This is a genomic window from Enterocloster citroniae (assembly GCF_040545455.1).
GTDB classification, from domain to species: Bacteria; Bacillota; Clostridia; order Lachnospirales; family Lachnospiraceae; genus Enterocloster; species Enterocloster citroniae.
In genome coordinates, this window is the sequence record NZ_JBEPLZ010000004.1 from 1 (window position 1) to 20,661 (window position 20,661).

General features: G+C 49.0%; 20 protein-coding genes. All 20 read left to right on the forward strand.

The genetic code is table 11. From position 1 onward, the window contains the following. Window positions 1-368 precede the first annotated feature (368 nt). The 20 genes from ABID13_RS05970 to ABID13_RS06065 all read left to right on the forward strand — a co-directional run bounded on the left by ABID13_RS05970 (window position 369) and on the right by ABID13_RS06065 (window position 20,647). A complete protein-coding gene (locus ABID13_RS05970; RefSeq protein ID WP_007870916.1) occupies window positions 369-1,109 on the forward strand; it encodes a flavodoxin in 741 nt (246 codons plus the stop codon). A gap of 117 nt (window positions 1,110-1,226) precedes the next feature. Then, window positions 1,227-1,952, forward strand: a complete 726-nt coding sequence (locus tag ABID13_RS05975) for a DUF4405 domain-containing protein (protein WP_007870919.1) — start codon at window positions 1,227-1,229, stop codon at window positions 1,950-1,952. 129 nt (window positions 1,953-2,081) lie between these two features. Continuing rightward, window positions 2,082-3,410 (forward strand): SUMF1/EgtB/PvdO family nonheme iron enzyme, encoded by a 1,329-nt coding sequence (locus ABID13_RS05980; RefSeq protein ID WP_053095353.1) that lies wholly within the window; start codon window positions 2,082-2,084, stop codon window positions 3,408-3,410. Between the two features lie 11 nt (window positions 3,411-3,421). Beyond that, on the forward strand, window positions 3,422-3,973 hold the full coding sequence (locus ABID13_RS05985) for a flavodoxin (protein WP_082173934.1): 552 nt from the start codon (window positions 3,422-3,424) through the stop codon (window positions 3,971-3,973). Then, entirely contained in the window at window positions 3,928-4,206 is a 279-nt protein-coding gene (locus tag ABID13_RS05990; RefSeq protein WP_465244961.1) for a cyclophilin-like fold protein, read from the forward strand. Before ABID13_RS05985 ends, ABID13_RS05990 begins: the two co-directional genes overlap by 46 nt. Before the next feature lie 13 nt (window positions 4,207-4,219). Then, entirely contained in the window at window positions 4,220-5,257 is a 1,038-nt protein-coding gene (locus ABID13_RS05995; protein WP_048930393.1) for an aldo/keto reductase, read from the forward strand. A 38-nt stretch (window positions 5,258-5,295) separates the two neighbouring features. After that, complete coding sequence (locus ABID13_RS06000; protein WP_048930394.1) at window positions 5,296-5,976, forward strand: carboxymuconolactone decarboxylase family protein; 681 nt, start codon at window positions 5,296-5,298, stop codon at window positions 5,974-5,976. Window positions 5,977-6,002: 26 nt separating this feature from the next. Further along, entirely contained in the window at window positions 6,003-6,263 is a 261-nt protein-coding gene (locus ABID13_RS06005; protein ID WP_048930395.1) for a LytR/AlgR family response regulator transcription factor, read from the forward strand. Next, a complete protein-coding gene (locus ABID13_RS06010) occupies window positions 6,260-6,346 on the forward strand; it encodes a hypothetical protein (RefSeq protein ID WP_242849279.1) in 87 nt (28 codons plus the stop codon). Before ABID13_RS06005 ends, ABID13_RS06010 begins: the two co-directional genes overlap by 4 nt. Before the next feature lie 258 nt (window positions 6,347-6,604). Next, window positions 6,605-7,243, forward strand: a complete 639-nt coding sequence (locus tag ABID13_RS06015; RefSeq protein WP_082173935.1) for a flavodoxin — start codon at window positions 6,605-6,607, stop codon at window positions 7,241-7,243. 391 nt (window positions 7,244-7,634) lie between these two features. After that, window positions 7,635-8,525: a LysR family transcriptional regulator gene (locus tag ABID13_RS06020; protein WP_048930397.1), complete on the forward strand. Its 891-nt coding sequence runs from the start codon at window positions 7,635-7,637 to the stop codon at window positions 8,523-8,525. 248 nt (window positions 8,526-8,773) lie between these two features. Beyond that, complete coding sequence (locus tag ABID13_RS06025; RefSeq protein ID WP_156200129.1) at window positions 8,774-9,109, forward strand: MerR family transcriptional regulator; 336 nt, start codon at window positions 8,774-8,776, stop codon at window positions 9,107-9,109. A 28-nt stretch (window positions 9,110-9,137) separates the two neighbouring features. Continuing rightward, window positions 9,138-10,298: a flavodoxin gene (locus ABID13_RS06030; RefSeq protein ID WP_156200131.1), complete on the forward strand. Its 1,161-nt coding sequence runs from the start codon at window positions 9,138-9,140 to the stop codon at window positions 10,296-10,298. Window positions 10,299-10,357: 59 nt separating this feature from the next. Next, window positions 10,358-11,683: an MATE family efflux transporter gene (locus ABID13_RS06035; RefSeq protein WP_048930533.1), complete on the forward strand. Its 1,326-nt coding sequence runs from the start codon at window positions 10,358-10,360 to the stop codon at window positions 11,681-11,683. A gap of 276 nt (window positions 11,684-11,959) precedes the next feature. Beyond that, window positions 11,960-13,075 carry an efflux RND transporter periplasmic adaptor subunit gene (locus tag ABID13_RS06040; RefSeq protein WP_053095354.1) on the forward strand — a complete coding sequence of 372 codons (1,116 nt, stop codon included), beginning with the start codon at window positions 11,960-11,962 and terminating at the stop codon, window positions 13,073-13,075. Next, window positions 13,072-16,107, forward strand: a complete 3,036-nt coding sequence (locus ABID13_RS06045) for an efflux RND transporter permease subunit (RefSeq protein ID WP_048930399.1) — start codon at window positions 13,072-13,074, stop codon at window positions 16,105-16,107. Before ABID13_RS06040 ends, ABID13_RS06045 begins: the two co-directional genes overlap by 4 nt. Window positions 16,108-16,397: 290 nt before the next feature. Then, entirely contained in the window at window positions 16,398-16,688 is a 291-nt protein-coding gene (locus ABID13_RS06050; protein ID WP_048930401.1) for a hypothetical protein, read from the forward strand. A 104-nt stretch (window positions 16,689-16,792) separates the two neighbouring features. After that, window positions 16,793-17,791, forward strand: a complete 999-nt coding sequence (locus tag ABID13_RS06055; protein ID WP_048930402.1) for a LacI family DNA-binding transcriptional regulator — start codon at window positions 16,793-16,795, stop codon at window positions 17,789-17,791. A 288-nt stretch (window positions 17,792-18,079) separates the two neighbouring features. Beyond that, window positions 18,080-19,078 carry a LacI family DNA-binding transcriptional regulator gene (locus ABID13_RS06060; protein ID WP_048930403.1) on the forward strand — a complete coding sequence of 333 codons (999 nt, stop codon included), beginning with the start codon at window positions 18,080-18,082 and terminating at the stop codon, window positions 19,076-19,078. Window positions 19,079-19,126: 48 nt separating this feature from the next. Next, window positions 19,127-20,647 carry a sugar ABC transporter ATP-binding protein gene (locus ABID13_RS06065; protein WP_007870948.1) on the forward strand — a complete coding sequence of 507 codons (1,521 nt, stop codon included), beginning with the start codon at window positions 19,127-19,129 and terminating at the stop codon, window positions 20,645-20,647. Window positions 20,648-20,661: the final 14 nt, after the last annotated feature.

A 20,661-nucleotide genomic window follows, 5' to 3' on the forward strand; every position in this document is an offset into this window, starting at 1 on the left:
GTTGCATTTACCCATGTCATGGTGCATTTACAACTTCGTGAAATTTCCAATGTGCATTTACAACTTCAATGTTGCATTTAGGATTTCAACTAACCATTTGGGTGATTTGGTTAAAAAACCATTCATTTCACGTATGATAAACCATATGACATAAGCATTAGACATTAAAACCTTGTCATAATAGAATAAACGTATGAAACATGAAACCGGCTAAACAGTCAAATGATTTCAAAGGAGAGAACTTTTGAAAATATAAAATCATTAAGGAGGAAACTAATAATGAAGAAAACTTTCGGCTCTGTATTAGGTTTATATCCGATTCCTATAATCGGCAAATGCATGATATTTGGAAAGGGGGTGACAAATTCATGAAAAAGGTAAGTTGTATGATAATGGCACTGATGACCGCGGTTTCGCTTACTGGCTGCAGCACATTTGCGGCTGTTGGCACATCATCATTGCCAGACACAGCTGTGACAGACGGGACTGATCCGGCAGAGAGTACACCCATAGCGGAAACGGAAGCATTGGGGACATCTCTTGTGGAATCGGCGGCAGGCCGGAAAATCCTCATTGCCTATTTCACCTGGGCGGATAATACGGTTGTTGAGAACCCCTCCTCCGTGGATGTGGATGCAACCTCCTCGGCCAGCGTACTGCCCCCCGGTAATGTGGAGCAAATGGCATACTGGATTCAGGAAGAGGTTGGCGGGGATTTATTCTCCATTCAGGTGGAAGAACCTTATTCCAGCGATTATGACGAATGCCTGAACCGTGCTGCGGATGAAAAAGCGGATGGCGTGCACCCAAAGCTGACAGCTGCCGTAGAGGATATGGACGATTATGATGTGGTATTTCTGGGATATCCCAACTGGTGGTATACGGTACCCATGGCATTGTATTCTTTTATAGAGGAGAACAATCTGGCCGGCAAAAAAGTAATCCTTTTCTGCTCCCATGGAACCGGCGGCCTGGCAAGCAGTGTGCAGGACCTAACCAGGGCTATGCCGGAATGTGAAGTGGAACGCAATGTGATAGGCATATACCGCAATGATATACCAAATGCACAAGCAGATATAAAAAGCTGGCTGGCTGAAATCGGTTATTGATCAACCGGATGCAGCGGTGAAGGAATCAGCGGATAGGAGGGTGACAGTCAATAGAGATAAAAATCCATGAAGAAAATCCATGAAGATAATAACCAAAAGAAAGGGAAAAGACCGTATATGAACCGGAAGATGAGATTTAAGATTGCGCTGGATATCGCTATGACATTTGGGCTGCTGTTCCTAATGGGATATCAGCTTTGGGGAGAAGCTGCTCACGAATGGGTGGGAGCAGGCCTGTTTATCCTCTTTATCCTGCACAACATACTTAACAGGAACTGGTACAAAAACCTGTTTCGCGGCAGGTATACGGCCCTACGTGTCATGCAGGCGGCTGTTAATATGCTGCTGCTTATCTCCATGATGTGCATGATGTACAGTGGAATCGTACTGTCCCGTTATGCATTTGCCTTCCTTTCCATCCGGGGCGGCATGTCACTTGCAAGGATTTTGCATATGGCAGGAGCTTACTGGGGATTTGTCCTTATGGCGGTTCATTTGGGACTGCATTGGAAAATGTTCCTGGGTATGGCGAGCCGCGGGTTTAACTCTAAAACGTTTCCATGGTCTCTTTGTATCCTCCTTCCGTTGGCCGGGACAGCTATTGCCGTTTATGGACTGTCGGTATTCATCCGGCGGGATCTGCTGACCTATATGCTGGTGCGGACGGAGTTTGTATTCCTGGATTATAACGAGCCGCCGCTGATGTTTTATTTGGATTACATGGCAATGATGGGACTGTTTATTTATCTTGCCCATTATGGAGCAAAACTGCCGGCGTTGTTGGGAAAGAAAAAGATGGGAACGGAAATCAACAAGGAACAGGAACAGCATACGGAACCATAACAATATCAGAGGAGATTATAATGAAACAGAAACTTGCCGCACTTGCGGCTGCAATACAGAATGAAGCCAAGATCATTGGATAGACGGACTGGAAATCACCCCTTGATGACGAAACAGTGGAGGTACGTTATGGATAAGAACAGATTTTACAGTTTTTCTGTTTTTCTTCTGTCAGCAGTGCTTTTGGCAGGATGCGGTACAGGCACAGGAGATGCAAAAACAGGCGGTTCACTATCTCCATCCCAAAATCCGGAACACCCCGAACCGTTGGAGCAATTGGTGACTTCAGGCAGCACCGGTTCCGGACAGGGTATACAGGGGGAGATTGGTGGGGATGAGTTCATACTTGTAGCTGGTGGAAGCTTTGATATGGGAAGTCCGGAGTCTGAGGCCTGGAGAAGTCAGGATGAAACGCAGCATTCCGTTACAGTAGATGATTTTTATCTGTCTCCCTGCGAAGTGACCCAGGATGAGTACCGGCAGGTTATGGGCGCCAATCCCAGTTCTTTTATTGGTGAAAATCTGCCGGTGGAAATGGTCTCCTGGCTGGACGCGGTTAATTACTGCAATACACGCAGCGAAAAGGAGGGGTTGGAACCGGCCTATGAGATCGGGGATGGCACCATAAGCTGGAACCGTAGCGCTTCAGGATACAGGCTTCCAACCGAGGCTGAGTGGGAATACGCCTGCCGGGCCGGTACAGTGACCCCATTTAATACCCAGACTTCCATCAGTGCGGAGGAGGCAAACTATTGGGGAGATTATCCCTATATGATTGAGGACAACTATTTTTCCCAGGGGAATCTGGAGACAAAGCCGGGCGTATACCGCCAGATCACAACGGCGGTGGGAAGCTTTCAGCCCAATGCCTGGGGATTCTATGATATGCATGGAAACGTAGGTGAGTGGGTGTGGGACTGTTACGGATCCTATGACAGTACCGACAGCGAAAATCCCACAGGGCCGGACAACGGGACCCGAAGGGTCAACAGGGGCGGAGGCTGGAATGACTTTGCTAAAAATCTCCGCTCCGCTTACCGCGCCGCAATGCCGGAGGACAATAAGAGTTATAACATAGGCTTCCGCCTTGCAAGAAATGCAGCGGTACTTTCCGGCGCGGCGGTAACGTCAAAAAGCCGGGAAAAGGAGGACGGCGGAAGTGGAAGGGTGCTGATCGCATATTTTTCCTGGGGAGGAAATACCAGGGGGATTGCCCGGGAAATTGAGCGCCAGACAGGGGCGGATCTCTTTGAAATAGAATATGATCTCACAGGGAAGATTATCATTCCCTTTTGCAGCCATGGAGGCGGAAGGTTTGGGCAGAGCCTGACAGCTATTGCTAAGCTGGCCCCTGCTGCGGAAATCCGGGAAGGACTGGCAATTTCTTACTCCGGCGGTGACCGTATGCCTGGAGGCGTGACGGAATGGCTGGAACAAAACGGTATTGATACCCAGTAATATGAAGCCGGATGGAGAGAGGAGTGATTTCGGCAGCAGTGGAAACGGGGGCGAAAGCTAGGAATGGGGTAAAAATACTGATTGCCTGTTTCTCCAATACAGGGAACACCTTAAGGGTTGCAAAAGTAATCCGGCGGATAACCGGAGGAACCTTATGCGTGATATATCCGTGGCAGCCGTATCCATTGGAATATTGCAAACTCAAAAAGCAGGCAGAAAAGGAAATCCGGGAGAACCATAGGCCCAGGCTTCTGCCATTTGAGACAATACCGGAAGGATATGATGTAATATTTATAGGAACGCCTTGCTGGAGGGGGAGGATATCCCCTCCGGCGGCTTCCTTTTTAGAACGGATACAAACAGATGGCAAAATTGTGATCCCATTCTGTACCCACAGAGGGGAAGAACGTGGATGTGTGGAGCAGGATATTGCCGTATTATGCCCAAACGCACAAGTACAAGCTGGATTTCATGTTACCAATGCCGGTGGAGACAGAATGGCGGAAGAACTGGAGTCCTGGATTCAGGGGCTGCAGAGGCATTCTGTGATCTTTCCGGTATAGAAAAACCGGCAAGAAATGACGGTGCCCCATTCTCCATTGCTGATGAAGATCCGGGATATGACCCGGTTACCGGAGAGATGGTGATTTACCGGCCATGGGGCAGTTTTACGATTTTCTATGGAGATTTCCGTCACTCTAACGAACTTGTGCCTCTGGGGGTCGTGGAAAGCGGGCTGGAAGTATTGTCCGGGGAAGAGGATGACTTTACGGGGACCATTGAGTTTATGGAGTAAAGAGGAGGAGAAGATGAAATATACCAAACTAGGTAATTCAGACTTGACCGTATCCCGCATTTGCCTGGGATGTATGGGGTTTGGGGATCCACAGAAGGGCCAGCATAGCTGGACATTGGACGAAGAACGTTCCAGAGAAATTATAAAACGGGCGCTTGAACTAGGGGTCAATTTCTTTGATACGGCAATTGCCTATCAGAGCGGAACCAGCGAGCAGTTTTTAGGGCATGCGCTAAAGGATTTCACAGAGCGCAAGGATGTAGCGATCGCCACCAAGTTTCTTCCACGCACCCCGGAAGAAATCGCAAAGGGAGTCAGCGGACAGGAGCATATTCAGCGTATGATGGATAAAAGCCTGGAAAATCTGGGCGTGGATTATGTGGATCTGTATATCTACCATATGTGGGATTACCAAACGCCTCTTTATGATATAATGGACGGCTTAAACCGTGTGGTAAAAACCGGAAAGGCCCGGTACATCGGAATCTCCAACTGCTTTGCGTGGCAGCTGGCAAAGGCCAATGCACTGGCGCAACAGGAAGGTTTTGCAACATTTGTTTCCGTCCAGGGGCATTACAATCTGATTTTCCGGGAGGAGGAACGAGAGATGGTTCCGTATTGCAGGGAGGAAACAATTGCACTGACCCCTTACAGTGCACTGGCAGGAGGACGGCTGTCCAGGAGGCCGGGGGAAATTTCAAAACGCCTGGCAGAAGATGAATATGCCAGATTCAAATATGATAAGACGGCGGAACAGGATCAAGTGATCATCGGGCGGGTGGCAGAACTGGCGGACCGCAGGAACGTATCTATGACAGAGATTGCTTTGGCATGGCTTCTGACAAAGGTAACGTCCCCTGTAGTTGGTGCCACTAAGTTACAACATATAGAAGGGGCGGCAGCGTCAGAAAAACTAAGTCTGACTGATAAAGAACTGGCATATTTAGAAGACGCCTATGTTCCCCATGGACTGACGGGCGTTATGGCGCAGAACAGACCGGAAACACATAGTGAAACGCATGCTTGGTCTCTGGGGGAACAGAAAATCTGAGAAAGAATTTAGAGGAAGATAGTAGGAGGAAGAAAAAAATGAGAGATTTGCATGAGACAGATCCTGAGTTTATGGAACGCCTGGACTATTTTGCACTGGAGGAAGTGGTAAAGGAGAACGGGCAGCAGTTGGATGAACCGGTGCGTTATATGGTGATTCTGGCCTCCCTGATCGGGTGTCAGGGGATCGACACATTCCGGGAAATCCTTCCGTCAGCCCTGGACGGAGGACTGACACCGGTGATGGTGAAGGAAATCGTTTACCAGTCCGTGGATTATATGGGAATAGGAAGAATGCGCCCATTTTTATCAGTGACAAATGAAGTACTGGAAAGCCGAGAAGTCCCTCTGCCCCTGCCGGGACAGGCAACTACTACAATGGAAGACCGGCTGGAAAAAGGTTCCCAGGCACAAGTGGATATTTTTGGCGAAGGAATGCGGGACTTTTGGAAAAAGAGGCATGTAAACCGCTGGCTCGCCGCCAATTGTTTTGGGGATTATTATACCCGCAGGGGCCTGGATTTTGCACAGCGTGAGCTGATTACATTTTGCTTTCTGGCAGCCCAGGGCGGCTGTGAACCGCAGCTGATCAGCCATGCGGCAGCCAATATACGTCTCGGAAATACGAAGGAGTATTTAATGAAAGTGATTTCCCAGTGCCTGCCATATATTGGCTATCCACGCAGTTTAAATGCTGTTGCCTGTGTAGAAAAGGCATAATATTTTAAGGGCTGCACCGGATATTTATGGATATCCAGATGCGTTTTATGGACGGCATGAGTACTGCCGAGGCTATAAGGGAAAAAGATGGGGAGGTTGTGATTATCTTTATTACTAATATGGCTCAATATGCAATCCGCGGATATGAAGTACAGGCCATGTATTTTGTTCTAAATCCAGTGTCCTATGTGGCTTTATCGAGAAAGATTGACAGGGCTTTGGAGGGGAGCGGCATATCCGGTGGAGGGGATCGGTTCAGTCCAATGACTTTACCGGGAAGACGGTGATTCCGTTCTGCACCAGCGGAGGAAGCGGAATCAGCGGAAGCCTGTCCAATATCAGCCGGTATCGTACAGTAATCAGAGGATAACGGAATACAGAAACCATGCCTAAAAAGCATGAAGTAGCCAAAGAATCTAAGTATTAGACAACAAAAAAGTCGTAATTTATAATAGGGGTGTAAAGAAAAGCTTCATATTTCTTTACACCCCTATACCCAGGAAGAACAGAAAGAATTGGAGGAAAAACATGAAAAAACCCGCAGCATTTTTATTTACCCTGTTGACAGCCATGGCTCTTGCGGCCTTGCACCGGGAGCAGCGAACCGGCGGGTACGTCCGCTCCCGCTGTGGGACGTACAATAGAAGAAACAGGCATACACGAGGACCCTGCAGAAAGCAGTACCGGACTGGTCGGTAATACAGCAGATGCCGATGCTGTTAATAAAGACGCCCAGACCGGTGACACTGAAAATGAGGACAATACAATGAACGAGATCAACATATTAGTTGCCTATTTCTCAGCCACAAACACAACCGAGGGTGTGGCGGAGCATATTGCCAATGGACTGGGCGCCGACTTATACGAGATTGTGCCGGAAGAAGCCTATACGGATGCGGACTTGAATTATAATGACGATAGCAGCCGTAGTACAATCGAAATGAACGACCCGTCATCCCGGCCGGCGATTTCCGGTGGTGTGGAAAACATGGAGCAGTATGACATTGTGTTTATCGGCTACCCCATCTGGTGGGGGGAGGCTCCAAGGATTGTAAGTACATTTATGGAAAGCTATGATTTTTCAGGAAAGACATTGATTCCCTTCTGTACCTCCGGCGGCAGCGGCCTGGGTTCCAGTGCCTCAAACCTGGCTGAATTGACAGACGGCGCCCAGTGGCTTTCCGGCCAGAGGCTAGGTGGGGGAAGTTCCCAGGATGAGGTAATGGAATGGGTAAACGGACTGGGTTTGGCTGTCAGCACAGAATAAAGAAGAACAGCAGGTCATGGCGGAGCGGAGCGTTTTATGCAGGCCGCGTAAAGGATTACCGCCCCGCCTTCCGTCACGGAAGGATACAATATGAACACGAAAATGAAGATAAAGATGGCTGCAGACATTTTGATGACGATATCTCCGCTCGTGCTGACGGCGTACCAAAAACACAGGAGAAATGCTTCGCGAATGGATCGGCTCCGGGATGCCGGTGCTGTTCCTTGTGCATAATCTGCTGAATATCCGATGGTAATGCGGTTTATTCAAAGGGAAATACAAACCGACCGCCTGAGCGGTTTTCAACACAATATAATCGTGCTATGCTATAGAAGGAGAGGCACGGACAACCGTGGTTGAACAGCAGACAGTACAGATGAGGAGGCAGCGGATGGAAATACGGGTTTTGCGCTATTTTTTGACAGTTGTACGGGAAGAAAGCATAACAAAGGCGGCAGAAGTGCTGCATATAACCCAGCCCACCCTGAGCAGGCAGTTGACCCAGCTTGAGGAGGAGATTGGTGTAAAGTTGTTTATAAGGGGCACAAGAAAAATATCCCTGACAAACGAGGGAATCCTGCTCCGAAGACGGGCGGAGGAGATTACAATGCTGGTGGATAAAACAGAAAAGGAGCTGTCCGTACAGGAAGAACAGGTCGAGGGCTGTATTTCCATAGGCTGCGGAGAACTGGCCGCTTTGGAGACTTTGCCGGAGCTGCTGAAATCCTTCATTCAGAGGTATCCGCGTGTCACCTTTGACTTGTTTACCGCAAACGCAGACCAGGTAAAGGAACGCATGGAGGTTGGAACCATTGATATCGGCCTTTTGCTGGAGCCCATTGACATTGACAAGTATGAATTTATCCGCCTTGGCACCAGAGAGCGGTGGGTTGCCTTAATGCGCCCCGATGATCCTCTGGCGGGAAAAGAATGGATTACGGCAAAGGATCTGGCCGGACTTCCCATTATTATGGCCAGACGTGCCCGGCTGCAAAACGAACTGGCAAATTGGTTCGGAGATTACTTTAAAGATCTGAATATTTTATTCAAAAGCAATTTCAGTACCAATGGTGCAATCATGGTCCAAAACGGACTGGGATACTCCCTTGTGGTGGAAGGCTCAACGCTGCTCTGGGATAAGGATAAAATCTGCTGCCGCCCTCTATATCCGGAAATCACTTCAACCTGTGTGCTGGCGTGGAAACGGCAACAGCCGTTCAGCAGGGCAGCTATGAAATTTATTGAATACATGAAAGATTCTATGGCGACAGTAGAAACGTAAAAAAGCAAATTACGGCCATGGACATTGATGGGAAAATACATGCTTTTGCGGCATGAGATACCCATAAAACATAGGTATTTGTTATAGAACTTCTCAGGTATTATAATGTAAGTGCAGGAGGAAATCATATCCCTCCGGCACTTGCTTTTTTTAATTGCTGCTATGATAAAACGAATGCAACACTGGTATGGGCTGCCAAGGACAACTGGTTTATCCATGTCAAAATAAAAAAGAACGGAGGGATGCAGGTGACGATCGAAGATGCGGGCAAACAGGTTCCTATTGATACGGACACATTGAGGTTCTATGAAAAGCAGGGACTGCTGCGGTTGGAATATCTTGACGCGGCCCAGGCGGCAAAGGAACTGCAGGATATTCAGGATATAGATTCCTTAGCAAGGATTGGAGTCGAATTGGAAGAACTCAAGCGTTTAAAAGACTTGATGAACCAGGGGACAGGTACTGTGGAGGAGCAGATCCGTCTTCTGAAAAGGTGTAGGTTCCAGATGCTGGACGATATCCATGTCAGACAGCAGTTGCTGGACCGTATAGATTACATGATTCACACCAGGAAGCAGAACTGACAGAGGATCAATTATAAAAGGAGAGAGAATGATTACGGGAAAAAATATATGTGTCATGCTTGCAATGGGAATAATTATAACAGCAACCGCATGCAGTTCTATCAGCCAGGCGGAGACAGCCGTGGAAACTGAGAGAGCACTGGGAGAAAACGAAGCCAATGGGGCTGTAACAGGATCAAATGGGATACAGACTGCGATAGCGACCGCCGATATGGAGGAGGCCGCTTTGGAGACTCAGGAGAGCCGGGTGTTGATCACCTATTTTTCACGCTGGGGCAATACGAAGTACGAAGATGATGTGGATGCCACCTCATCAGCCAGCATTGTAGTGGATGAGAATGATCTGTATGGAACAACAGAGTATGCAGCCGGAATAATTCAGGAGCTTACAGGCGGAGAACTGCATCTGATTCAGACTGAAACTCCTTATTCAACGGATTTTGATGAGGTCGTCACCAAAAATCACGAGGAAATGAGGCAGGGAACGCTCCCGGCATTGATGAACAGCAGCCTGGACATGTCAGACTATGATGTGGTATTTGTGGGGTATCCGGTATGGGCAACGGATGTCCCTCAGGCTGTCCGTGCCTTTCTTCAGGGGTATGATCTCACTGGAAAGACCGTGGTTCCCTTCTGCACACATGACGGATATGGTGCTGGAAGCAGCTGCTCCACCATCGCTTCCCTTTGTCCCGGAGCGGAGGTAGCCGCCGGGCTTGCTGTGGAGGCAAAGGATGTTCCATCTGCCCGGGACACTGTAAAACAGTGGGTGGAGGGCCTGGGGATCTCATTTGCAGAGGGTGGGAAGATATCAGCGCCAAACGGTGAGATGGCCGTCCGGATTACCATTGGGGACCGGATTTTGGACGGAGTGCTCTATAACAATACCCAGTCACAGCAGTTTATCGCCATGCTTCCCCAGACTATAACTATGTCCGGGTACGGTGGAAGGGAATATTACGGAGTCTTAGACGGCGAAATCCAGACCCAGGGAAATGGTCAGTATTTCTTTGAAGATGGACATATTACTTATTGCCCGGCTAACAATACAGCCGCTATCTTTTATGCCCAGACCAGCCGCCCAGACCTTACCATGGAAGTCTTTCCCATGGGGAAAGTCACGTCAGACCTGGCTGTGTTTGATGAACTTCCGGAAAGCGTGGAGATTACCTTCTCGCTGGCTGAGTAGAAGGCTGGTTTAAAGGGCTTCCATATTAACAAAGAAAATCAGGTAAAAAAATGGAGTATATGTTTTCAAACCGTAGTATAAAAAATATGCTGATTCCCCTGGTCATTGAGCAGGTTCTGGTAATGATGGTGGGAATCGCCGATACCGTGATGATATCTTATGCAGGGGAGGCGGCGATTTCCGGCGTTGCGCTGGTGGATATGATCGGCTATCTGGTGACAACGGTGCTGGCAGCTGTGGATACAGGGGGCGCCGTGATCGTATCCCAGTATCTTGGGAAGAAGGCGAAAGAGAACGCCAATGAATCTGCCAGCCAGCTGGTCACTGTCAGTTTTTTGTTTTCCCTGGCGCTTATGGTATTCTGTGTCCTGTTCCATACCCTGATTTTAAGGCTGCTGTTTGGAAAAGTTATGCCGGATGTTATGGCGGCAGCCAACACGTACTTTGTGATCACGGCGCTGTCTTATCCGTTTCTGGGGCTGTACAATTCATCCGCAGCCCTGTACCGCTCTATGAAAAGGACAAAGGTTACCATGTATGTCTCCCTGTTGATGAATGTTCTTAATATAGCAGGAAATGCAATCGGCATTTTCGTGCTGCATGCAGGAGTGTCAGGGGTGGCGGTTCCCACTTTGATATCAAGGAGCGCGGCGGCGGTTATTATGGTGGGACTGGCGTTTCAAAGCAGCAATGAAATCTTCATATGCTGGAGACACCTGCTTGCATGGAACCGGAAGCTGATAGGGAAAATACTGGGGATAGCCGTCCCCAACGGAATAGAAAATGGGCTGTTTGCTCTGGGTAAGGTGCTTGTAACCAGTATTGTTGCAATGTTTGGAACCACTCAAATTGCAGCTAACGGCATTGCCAACAGCGTGGACCAGATAGCGGTTCTCGTTGTGAATGCAGTCAACCTGGCAATCATTCCATTGGTAGGCCGGTGTATCGGCGCCGGGGAGCAGGATCAGGCCAAGGCTTATACAAAGAAGTTAATGAAGATTTCCTACCTCTATACCGCGATCCTGGGAGGAGTGGTGATTGCTTGGCTGCCGGTGATATTGCAGCTCTTTGACGTGTCAGAGGAGACTTATAAGGTGACCGTCTGGCTGGTTGTTTCACATAATATCCTGGCCATTGCCCTTCACCCCACCTCTTTTAATCTGGCAAACAGCCTGCGGGCGTCAGGGGATGTGAAAATCACCATGTACATAGGCATTGGCTCCATGGTAGTGTTCCGCCTGGGGACAGCGGTGTTACTGGGCATCCTGTGCGGTTTTGGAGTCTTTGGAGTTTGGGCTGCCATGGGAATGGACTGGCTGGCCCGGTCCATGGCATTTACCATACGATATAAAAGCGGGAAATGGAGGCGGATGAAGACTATATAGGTGTCTGCCGGATAAAACAGAGAGAAACAGACAGAGAAAATAGTAAAGGCGGATCGCAGATTCATTCATTTGCGGTCCGCTTTTTGATACAATTTTCAGATGGTGATAATCTGGACATTCTAACCTAATATTAATATAACTGAAACAAAATCCATACAAAACAAAAATATTTTCATGAAATAATATATTCATCAAACAAATATGCAAGGAGGGCTGACATGTAGCGGTGCATCAGAGAGTAAGTAGTAAAAGTCAACAGGAAGAAAGGTAAATGATGTGAAAAAGAAGGCTTTTTATTTAGTGGGATTTGGGATTGCTTTGATTGCTGTGGCAGCAGCCAGGGTGTTTTTTATTCCTGATGAGATGGTGGAAGAAGGAAATGTATCAGTGATCGAGGCTGAACCACCGGAGATAGGAGATATTGAACTTTATACCAGCCTGATCGGGTATGTGGAACCGGAATATATTGCCCGGATTTATCCGGACGCCCCAGGAACAATCACTGAGGTTTTCATAAAGGCCGGGGATACGGTAAAGGCCGGTCAGTCTATATGCACTGTTGATACAAAACTGGTGGAAAGTACGGAAAGTGCCATGAAAAACGCGGAAGTATCCCTTCGGGAAGCCAGAACCGCCTTAAACCGCATGTCGATCCTGTACCAGAGCGGGGGAATTTCCCAGCAGGAATATGAAAACCATATCAATACAGCAGAAAAAGCAGAGATTGCCTATGGGCAGGCGGTGACGGACTATGAAAAACAATATTCTTACAGCCACATGACAGCCCCCATTGGAGGCCGGATTGAAAGCTGCAGCATGGAGGTTCTGGACCGGGTTTTTACAGGCGATCAGCTATGTGTCATAGTCGGTGGGGGTGATACCATGATATCCACCCAGGTAACAGAAGGATTAAGAAAGAGAATACAGACCGGGGATAAGCTTCAAGCCAAAAAGAACGATACAAGCTATTCAGGGACAATTGTAGAAATGAGTGAGATGGCGGATGAAACAACCGGTCTTTATGAAGTAAAGGCAATCCTTGACATGCAGTCCAAGGAACAGCTTTCCACTGGTGCGGTGGTGAAGCTTTCACTGTGTTCATACAGAGTGGAGGACGCGCTGACAGTGTCCGTGGATGCGGTCTACTATGAAAACAGCCGGCCCTATGTATTTACCTATGACAATGGGATCATACATAAGACATTCATTGAATCAGGGATATATGACGCAGAACGTATGGAAGTAAAAGATGGATTGTCCGTACAGGATATGGTGGTAGTGACCTGGAGTCCGGAACTTTATGAGGGAGCCGGGGCGGTTCTGCTGAATGAGAACATGGAACATACGAAGGATGAGGGGCAGCCGATGACGGGAGGGACAGCAAGGTCATGAAGGGATTGACAAAAATTGTGTTAAAACGGCCGGTAACAGTCATCATGTGTCTGCTCTGTCTGGTTGTTTTCGGCTTTTCTTCTGTGAGAAGTGCAAGACAGGAACTGACACCGGAAATGAATATGCCCATACTGATGGTGACCACCACCTATGCGGGGGCCCAGCCCGGGGACGTGGACCAGTTGGTAAGCCAGAAGATAGAGGCCGCAGCCGGCGCTCTGGAGGGGGCAAAGAAAATCACCTCCACTTCCTCGGAGAATTTCTCCATGGTTGTTATCCAGTATGAATATGAAGTGGATCTGAACGAGGCATATGACGATTTAAAAAAGAAGATTGACGAGACAGTGCCGGACCTTCCGGAAGATGCGGATACGCCTGTTATTATGGAACTGGATATGGACAGCGGGACAGATATGACACTGGTGGTGAGCAAAAATGGCGAAGCCAATCAATACGGTTATGTGAATTCAGAAATACTTCCTGAATTTGAGAAGCTGTCCGGGGTGGCGGAAGCAGCCATAGCAGGAGGCAGCGGGGACTACATCCGGATCGAGGTCCTGTCCGAGGAAATGACTCAATACGGACTTTCTTTAGGTTCCATTGCCAATGATGTGGCCACAGCCGAGGTGGAACAGCCTGGGGGAAGTATCAGCGTAGGGCGGAAGGAGGCCTCTGTTTCCACTAGGCTGGGCTTTGATACGGAGGAGTCTTTGAAGGAAATACCGCTGACTGTTTCCGGAGGACATATTGTATATCTGGGAGATGTGGCGAATATTTACACGACCCAGGAAAAGGACCGCAGTATTGCCCATTATAACGGAGAACCTGCGGTAGTCATGTCCATCAGCAAGCAGCAGAGCGTCACTGCGGCGGAGGTTTCCGCCAATGTGAACCGGATGGTGCGTTCCCTGATGGCCGGTGACCCCCAATTAGACATCCATATTGTTAACGACAGCTCTGAGGATATCCGTTCCTCCCTGCTGTCCATTGTGGAAACCATTATTCTTGCCATGGTCCTGTCCATGGCAGTGATATGGCTGTTTTTCGGAGATTTAAAGGCATCTCTGATCGTGGGAAGTTCCATACCGGTATCCATTCTGGCAGCACTTATTTTAATGGGAGCAATGGATTTTTCACTGAATATGCTGACACTGGCAGCCCTGTCCATGGGCGTGGGAATGATGGTGGATAACTCCATCGTGGTTCTGGAAAGCTGCTTCCGCATGACGCAGACAGAGGGAAAAGGGCTGATCGATTATTATCACGATGCCCTGGAAGGAACCGGTATTGTGGCATCCTCTGTATTGGGATCCACCCTGACAACCTGCGTGGTATTCCTGCCCCTGGCTCTGCTGGGCGGAATGGCGGGGCAAATGTTTAAACCCCTTGGATTTACCATTGTTTTCTGTATGGGAGCTTCCTTGATTTCAGCCATTACCATTGTCCCGCTGTGCTATATGCTGTATAAACCCCAGGAAAAAGAGCATGCCCCTTTTTCCCGTCCCGTGGTAAGACTTCAAGAAGCATACCGGAAGGTGATGAGGATGATCCTTCCCAAAAAGAAAACCGTCATGGGAACATCGGTCCTGCTCCTGGTTTTCTCCTTTTTTTTGGCCGGGCAGCTGGGGTTTAACCTTATCAGCGCGGATGACCAGGGACAGATTGCAATTACAGTAGAAATGGCGCCCGGGCTGAAGGATGAGGAAGCGGATGACGTTATCCGCAAGGTGGAGCAGGCTTTTGCAGATTATGGGGAAATGGAGTCCTACGTTGCCAGCTATGGCGGCAGCGGAGCCGGAAGCGATGGTTCGGTCCAGATCATGGTCTACCTGACAGATGACCGTAAAACTCCCACCAAGGAGGCCGTAAAACGATTTAAACAGAAGCTGTCCATGATAACGGATTGCAATGTGTCAGTGGAGGAGAATACAATTGCCGGAATGTCTGATGGGGACGGATATGAGTTGATCTTAAAAAGTACGGACTATAATGAACTAAAAAAAGTCTCGGACCAGATTGTGGCGGAGCTGATGGAGCGCGGGGAACTGACGCGGATCCATTCCACATTGGAGAACTCCGCCCCGGTGGTGGAGGTAATGGTGGATGCCATCGAAGCCAAGGCAGCCGGACTCCTGCCCTCATCTGTGGGACACAGTGTCTATGAAGCCATCAACGGTATCACGGCCACTACCATGAAGGTGAAGGGGGAGGATGTGGATGTAAAGGTGGAATATACTCCAGGGGAGTTTTCATCCGCGGACCAGATACGACAGATGACACTGAGCCTGGATAATGGAAGCTATGTGGCCTTAAGTGATGTGGCCCAGCTGAGCTTTCAGGACAGCCCTGCCAGCATAAGCAGGGAAGATAAACAATATCTGGTGACGATTACCGGCGACTATACCCCTGGGGCAAGGGAGGGAGCAGATGACCTTTTGCTTCAGGAAGTGGTGAAACCAAAACTGAATGCCTCTGTGAACCAGGGCACCAGCAGCATGGATGAGACTACCATGGAAGAAATGACAAACCTGCTGACCGCGGTTCTCATGGCGGTGTTTCTGGTATTTGTTGTCATGGCCGCCCAGTTCGAGTCGCCCCGATTTTCCTTTATGGTCATGACAACCATCCCCTTCAGCCTGATTGGGGCCTTTGGCCTTTTGTTCCTCATGGGAAGCGACATGGGTATGGTTGTTATCCTGGGATTTTTGATGCTCATAGGAACTGTGGTAAACAGCGGTATTTTGTATGTAGATACCGTGAATCAATTCCGTCAGGATATGGAACTGCCGGAAGCACTGATCGAGGCAGGGGCTGTCAGGATGCGTCCCATTCTTATGACCACAATGACAACTGTCCTGTCCATGGTACCAATGGCCCTGGCTCTGGGGCATTCAGGTGAAATGCTTCAGGGGCTGGCAATTGTAAATATAGGCGGCCTGGCAGCTTCCACTGTTTTAAGCCTTTTGATGCTGCCGGTATATTACAGCATTATGAGCGGGAACAAAAAGAGAAAAGTCCGGGTAAGGGAATAAAACAGGAGGCGGAGTTAAAACAGCTGCAGCTATCCCTTGGAACAGCATTATGGAGTCAGGAGCAGGAGATTCTAAGAAATGAAGCAGCATGACGCTGGCACTTCTATTTGTTTTCCAGAATGGGCTGTCTGCTTGGGCGGCAGTCAGATCAGGTCCTGGTGCAGATGTACGCCAGGAAGATGCGGCAATGAAAGCGTCAATGAAAGTGTACGGAGAAACGTTGTGTGATGGGGTACTGGAGTATGAAAAGCTGGAGGAACTGATCAATAGAAATAATCCGGATATGAAATGTGATTGAAGAGGGGGAGGAAAAACTTACAATCGAAATAAAACGGATGTATTCAGATATACAGCAGAAAAGCCAGGAGGTATGCCTGGCACGGATTGGTTATGAGAAAGGGGTCCAGGCCAAAGCTGTGGGGAATGCAGGATACCAGGCCGGGATTTTGAGCCAGGAAGAATATCTGGAGAAAGAATTGGCATTCCTCCAGGCAGAAACAGCTCTCCAGTCAGCCAATCTTGCATTGCAGCAATCGCTGGATATATATAGATGGGCGGTCCTGGGTGCGGTGGATATATAACAGGCCTGGGATATCCAGCATGGTGCTTGACATGTCCGGAATCGGCATTATAATAAAGGGTGAGAGTAAATTGCACCCCGAAGGTGTAAGAATGAGAGGGATGTATGGAAAGCAATAAAAGGGTATCCATTATCGATGTGGCAAAAAAGGCCGGGGTTTCCATCGCAACTGTCTCCAGGGTCATCAACCAAAATGGTGGATATTCCAAGGAGACGGAAGAACGGGTCAGAAAGACCATAGAAGAGTGCGGATTTACACCTAATGTCAATGCCATTGGCCTGCGGACCAACCGCAGCAACAGTATAGGCGTCATTGTCCCGGACATCACCAATGAATTTTTTGCCAGAATCATACGGGAATTGGATACCTTTCTTTTAAGCCGGCGCTATTCCCTTCTTGTCTGTAATTCCAATGAAGACTATATGCTGGAGAACATGCATATCAAGGGACTGGCTGAAAAGCATGTGGACGGAATCATCTATATATCGGGACAGAATGAGATCAAAGAGATCAGCGAGATCAAGAACCTACCCATTGTCTACATCGACCGGGCGCCCAAGAACGCGGAGGTTCTGATCCTTTCCGACAATGAGACGGGCGGATATCTGGCGGGCAGGGAGCTGATCGCCAAGGGATGCACGAAGATCCTGTTTCTTAGGGATATCCGCTATGCGTCCACGATCCGCAGCCGTAAGGAGGGATTTATTCGGGCACTTGGGGAGAACGGCATATCCTTCAGCGAGGAGCTGGAGATGAGCTGTTTTCCGGAATATGAGGAAACCAGAGGCGTGATGGAGCGTCTGCTGCGGGAAAAGGGATGTTTTTTTGACGGGATTTTCACTACCAATGATATGATGGCTCTGGCATGCATCAATGTGCTGATGGAGAACCGGATCAAAGTGCCTGACCAGGTCAGGGTGGTTGGATTTGATAATATTTCCCTGTCCCAGTTTGCAAACCCCCAGATCACCACCATTGCCCAGGACACAAAGGAACTGGCCCTCCATGCAGGCGAAACCATACTGAAAATGATAGAAGGGAAAGAGATCAGGAAGAAAAAAACGATCATACCGGTGCGGCTGATCGCACGTGGGACCACATAATTGCATGCAGGCCCAACATAAGTGTACGCGTAACCACACGGTCTCATAAGAACCACATGGTCTTCGGTGAAATTATATGAATAGGAAAACCTTTCCGTAAGGCGGGAAGGCTTTTTTTACGCTTATTGAGAAAACGTTTACTGATATTAATATAAATGATGCACAAATTATTAATATTAATTTCGTCAAAATAGTAGAAATAAACATTTTATATTGACTTTTATTACGTAAAGGTTTACTATTCAGTTACAAGATACGAAAACCTTTACGTAAAACAGGAGGCTGCGGATGGATGAAAAAAAGAAACCTTCTATTGTGGATGTGGCAAAGTGGGCCGGAGTTTCTACGGCTACTGTATCCAGAGTGATCAACCATAACGGCGGCTATTCCAGAGAGACGGAGGAAAAGGTGAAAAAGGCAGTGAATGAGTGCGAGTTTACACCCAATGCCAATGCCATCGGGCTAAGGACCAACAAAAGCCGCTGCATTGGCGTGATCGTACCGGATGTGACCAACGAATTCTTTGCCAGGATCATCCAGGAGCTGGATTTTTATCTGCTGAAGCACAAATATTCTCTTTTGATCTGTAATTCCAACGAGGGCTACGAGCTGGAGAATATGCACATCCGGGGACTGATCGAAAAGCACATTGACGGGATCGTCTACATATCGGGACAGAATGAGATCAAGCACACAGGTAAGATCCGGAACATTCCCGTGGTTTACATCGACCGGGCGCCCAAGAACGCGGAGATGCTGATCATGTCGGATAACCAGGAGGGCGGGTATCTGGCAACCAGGGAGATGGTCCGAAAGGGCTGTTTAAGGATTCTTCTGCTGCGGGATGTGCGCTGTGCCTCCACCATCCGATACAGAAAGGAAGGGTATCTGCGGGCGCTGAGGGAAGGCAATATCCCATATAACGAAGAGCTGGAAGTGAGTTGCTTTCCTGAGTATGCCCAGGCGCGCAGTGTTATGGACCGGCTCATGAAGTCCAGGGGATGTTTTTTCGATGGGATATTTGCCACCAACGACATGATGGCCCTGGCCTGTATCAATGTCCTTTTGGAGGCCGGGGTAAAGATACCGGAGGAGGTGAAGGTAGTGGGATTTGACAACATTTCCCTGACACGGTTTACCAGCCCCCAGATCACTACCATCACCCAGGACACAAGGCAGATGGCCCTGGCCGCGGGCAGCACGATACTTAAGATGATACAGAAGAAGGAGATCCGTGAAAAGACAACGATTATCCCGGTCACACTGGAGGTAAGAGGCACGACCTGAGGATGGACTGCAAGTACCGCGCAGGCCAAAAAGAAAAGAGGAGGATTTATGGAGACATTAGTAAAAATGGAAGGTGTTACCAAGGTGTTTCCCGGCGTCAGGGCCCTTGACAACATTTCATTTGAGATCAAGGCGGGAGAGGTTCACGTTCTCATGGGAGAGAACGGGGCGGGAAAGTCCACACTGATGAAGATATTAAGCGGCGTATACCAGCCCACCTCCGGGAAGATAACAGTGAAAGGGAAGGAATTTTCCCATCTGACGCCCACGGATTCCTATGAGTGCGGCATCAGCATCATTTACCAGGAGTTGAGCGTGATCAATGAGCTGTCCATCCTGGAAAACCTGTTTGTGGGAAAGCTGCCCACAAAGCGGGTGGGAGGAATCCCGGTGGTGGATTATAAGGGCATGACGGCCAGGGCCAAAGAGGTGCTTGATAAGGTTGGACTGAAGCGCAAACCCGGCCAGCTGGTGGAGGAGATCAGCATCTCCGAAAAGCAGCAGTGCGAGATAGCCAAGGCCCTGATCTCCAATGCGGATGTAATCATTATGGATGAACCCACCTCCTCCCTGACCACGTCCGAGACAGCCCATCTGTTTGAGATCATCCGGCAGCTGAAGGCGGAGGGAAAAGGAATCGTGTACATTTCCCATAAAATGGATGAAATCAAGGAGATCGGGGATGTGATCACGGTATTGAAGGACGGCACCTATGTGGGCACCAGGAACGTGAAGGAGATCACCCTGGATGATGTGATCCGCATGATGGTGGGAAGGGAGATCAAGGGAACCTACCACAATGAATCCGTCCAGGACTTCAGCGGGGAACCGGTTATCTTTGAGGCCAGGAACATGAACCGGAAGGACGGCCGGGTGCGCAATGTGTCCTTCCAGGTGAGAAAAGGGGAGATCGTGGGGTTTGCGGGCCTTGTGGGAGCGGGCCGAAGCGAGCTGATGAACGCAATTTTCGGAGCCGAGCCAAAGCTTTCCGGCCAGGTGTTTATCGGCGGGGAGGAAGTGACCATCCGCTCCCCCTATGAGGCCATCAAAAACGGTTTGGCCATGGTGACGGAGAACCGGCGCGAGACTGGATTCCTCAACAATTTCAGCATTAAACAGAACATTTCCATTGTCCCCTTTTTAAAGACATCCAGGGCAAACGGTCTGGTGGGCCTGGTGGACAACAAGGCGGAGGAGGAATACGCGGCAAAGCAGAAGCTGGATATGAACATCAAGTGCCGCGATGTGGAACAGAATATAACGGAGCTTTCCGGAGGCAACCAGCAGAAGGTGATCCTGGGAAAATGGATGGCTGCCGAGTCCAGAGTGATCATATTTGACGAGCCCACCAAGGGTATCGATGTGGGAAGCAAGAGCGAGATCTACGTGCTCATGCGGCGGCTGGCGGACCAGGGAAAGGGAGTCATCATGGTCTCCTCGGAGATGCCGGAGCTTTTGTCCGTGTGCGACACCATCTGCGTGTTCCGGGACGGCGAGATCCGCATGACCTATGGGATCAGTGAGGCAACAGAAGAAAATATTTTAAAATCATCAACCGGTGAAGAGTGATCAGGAGGGGAAGA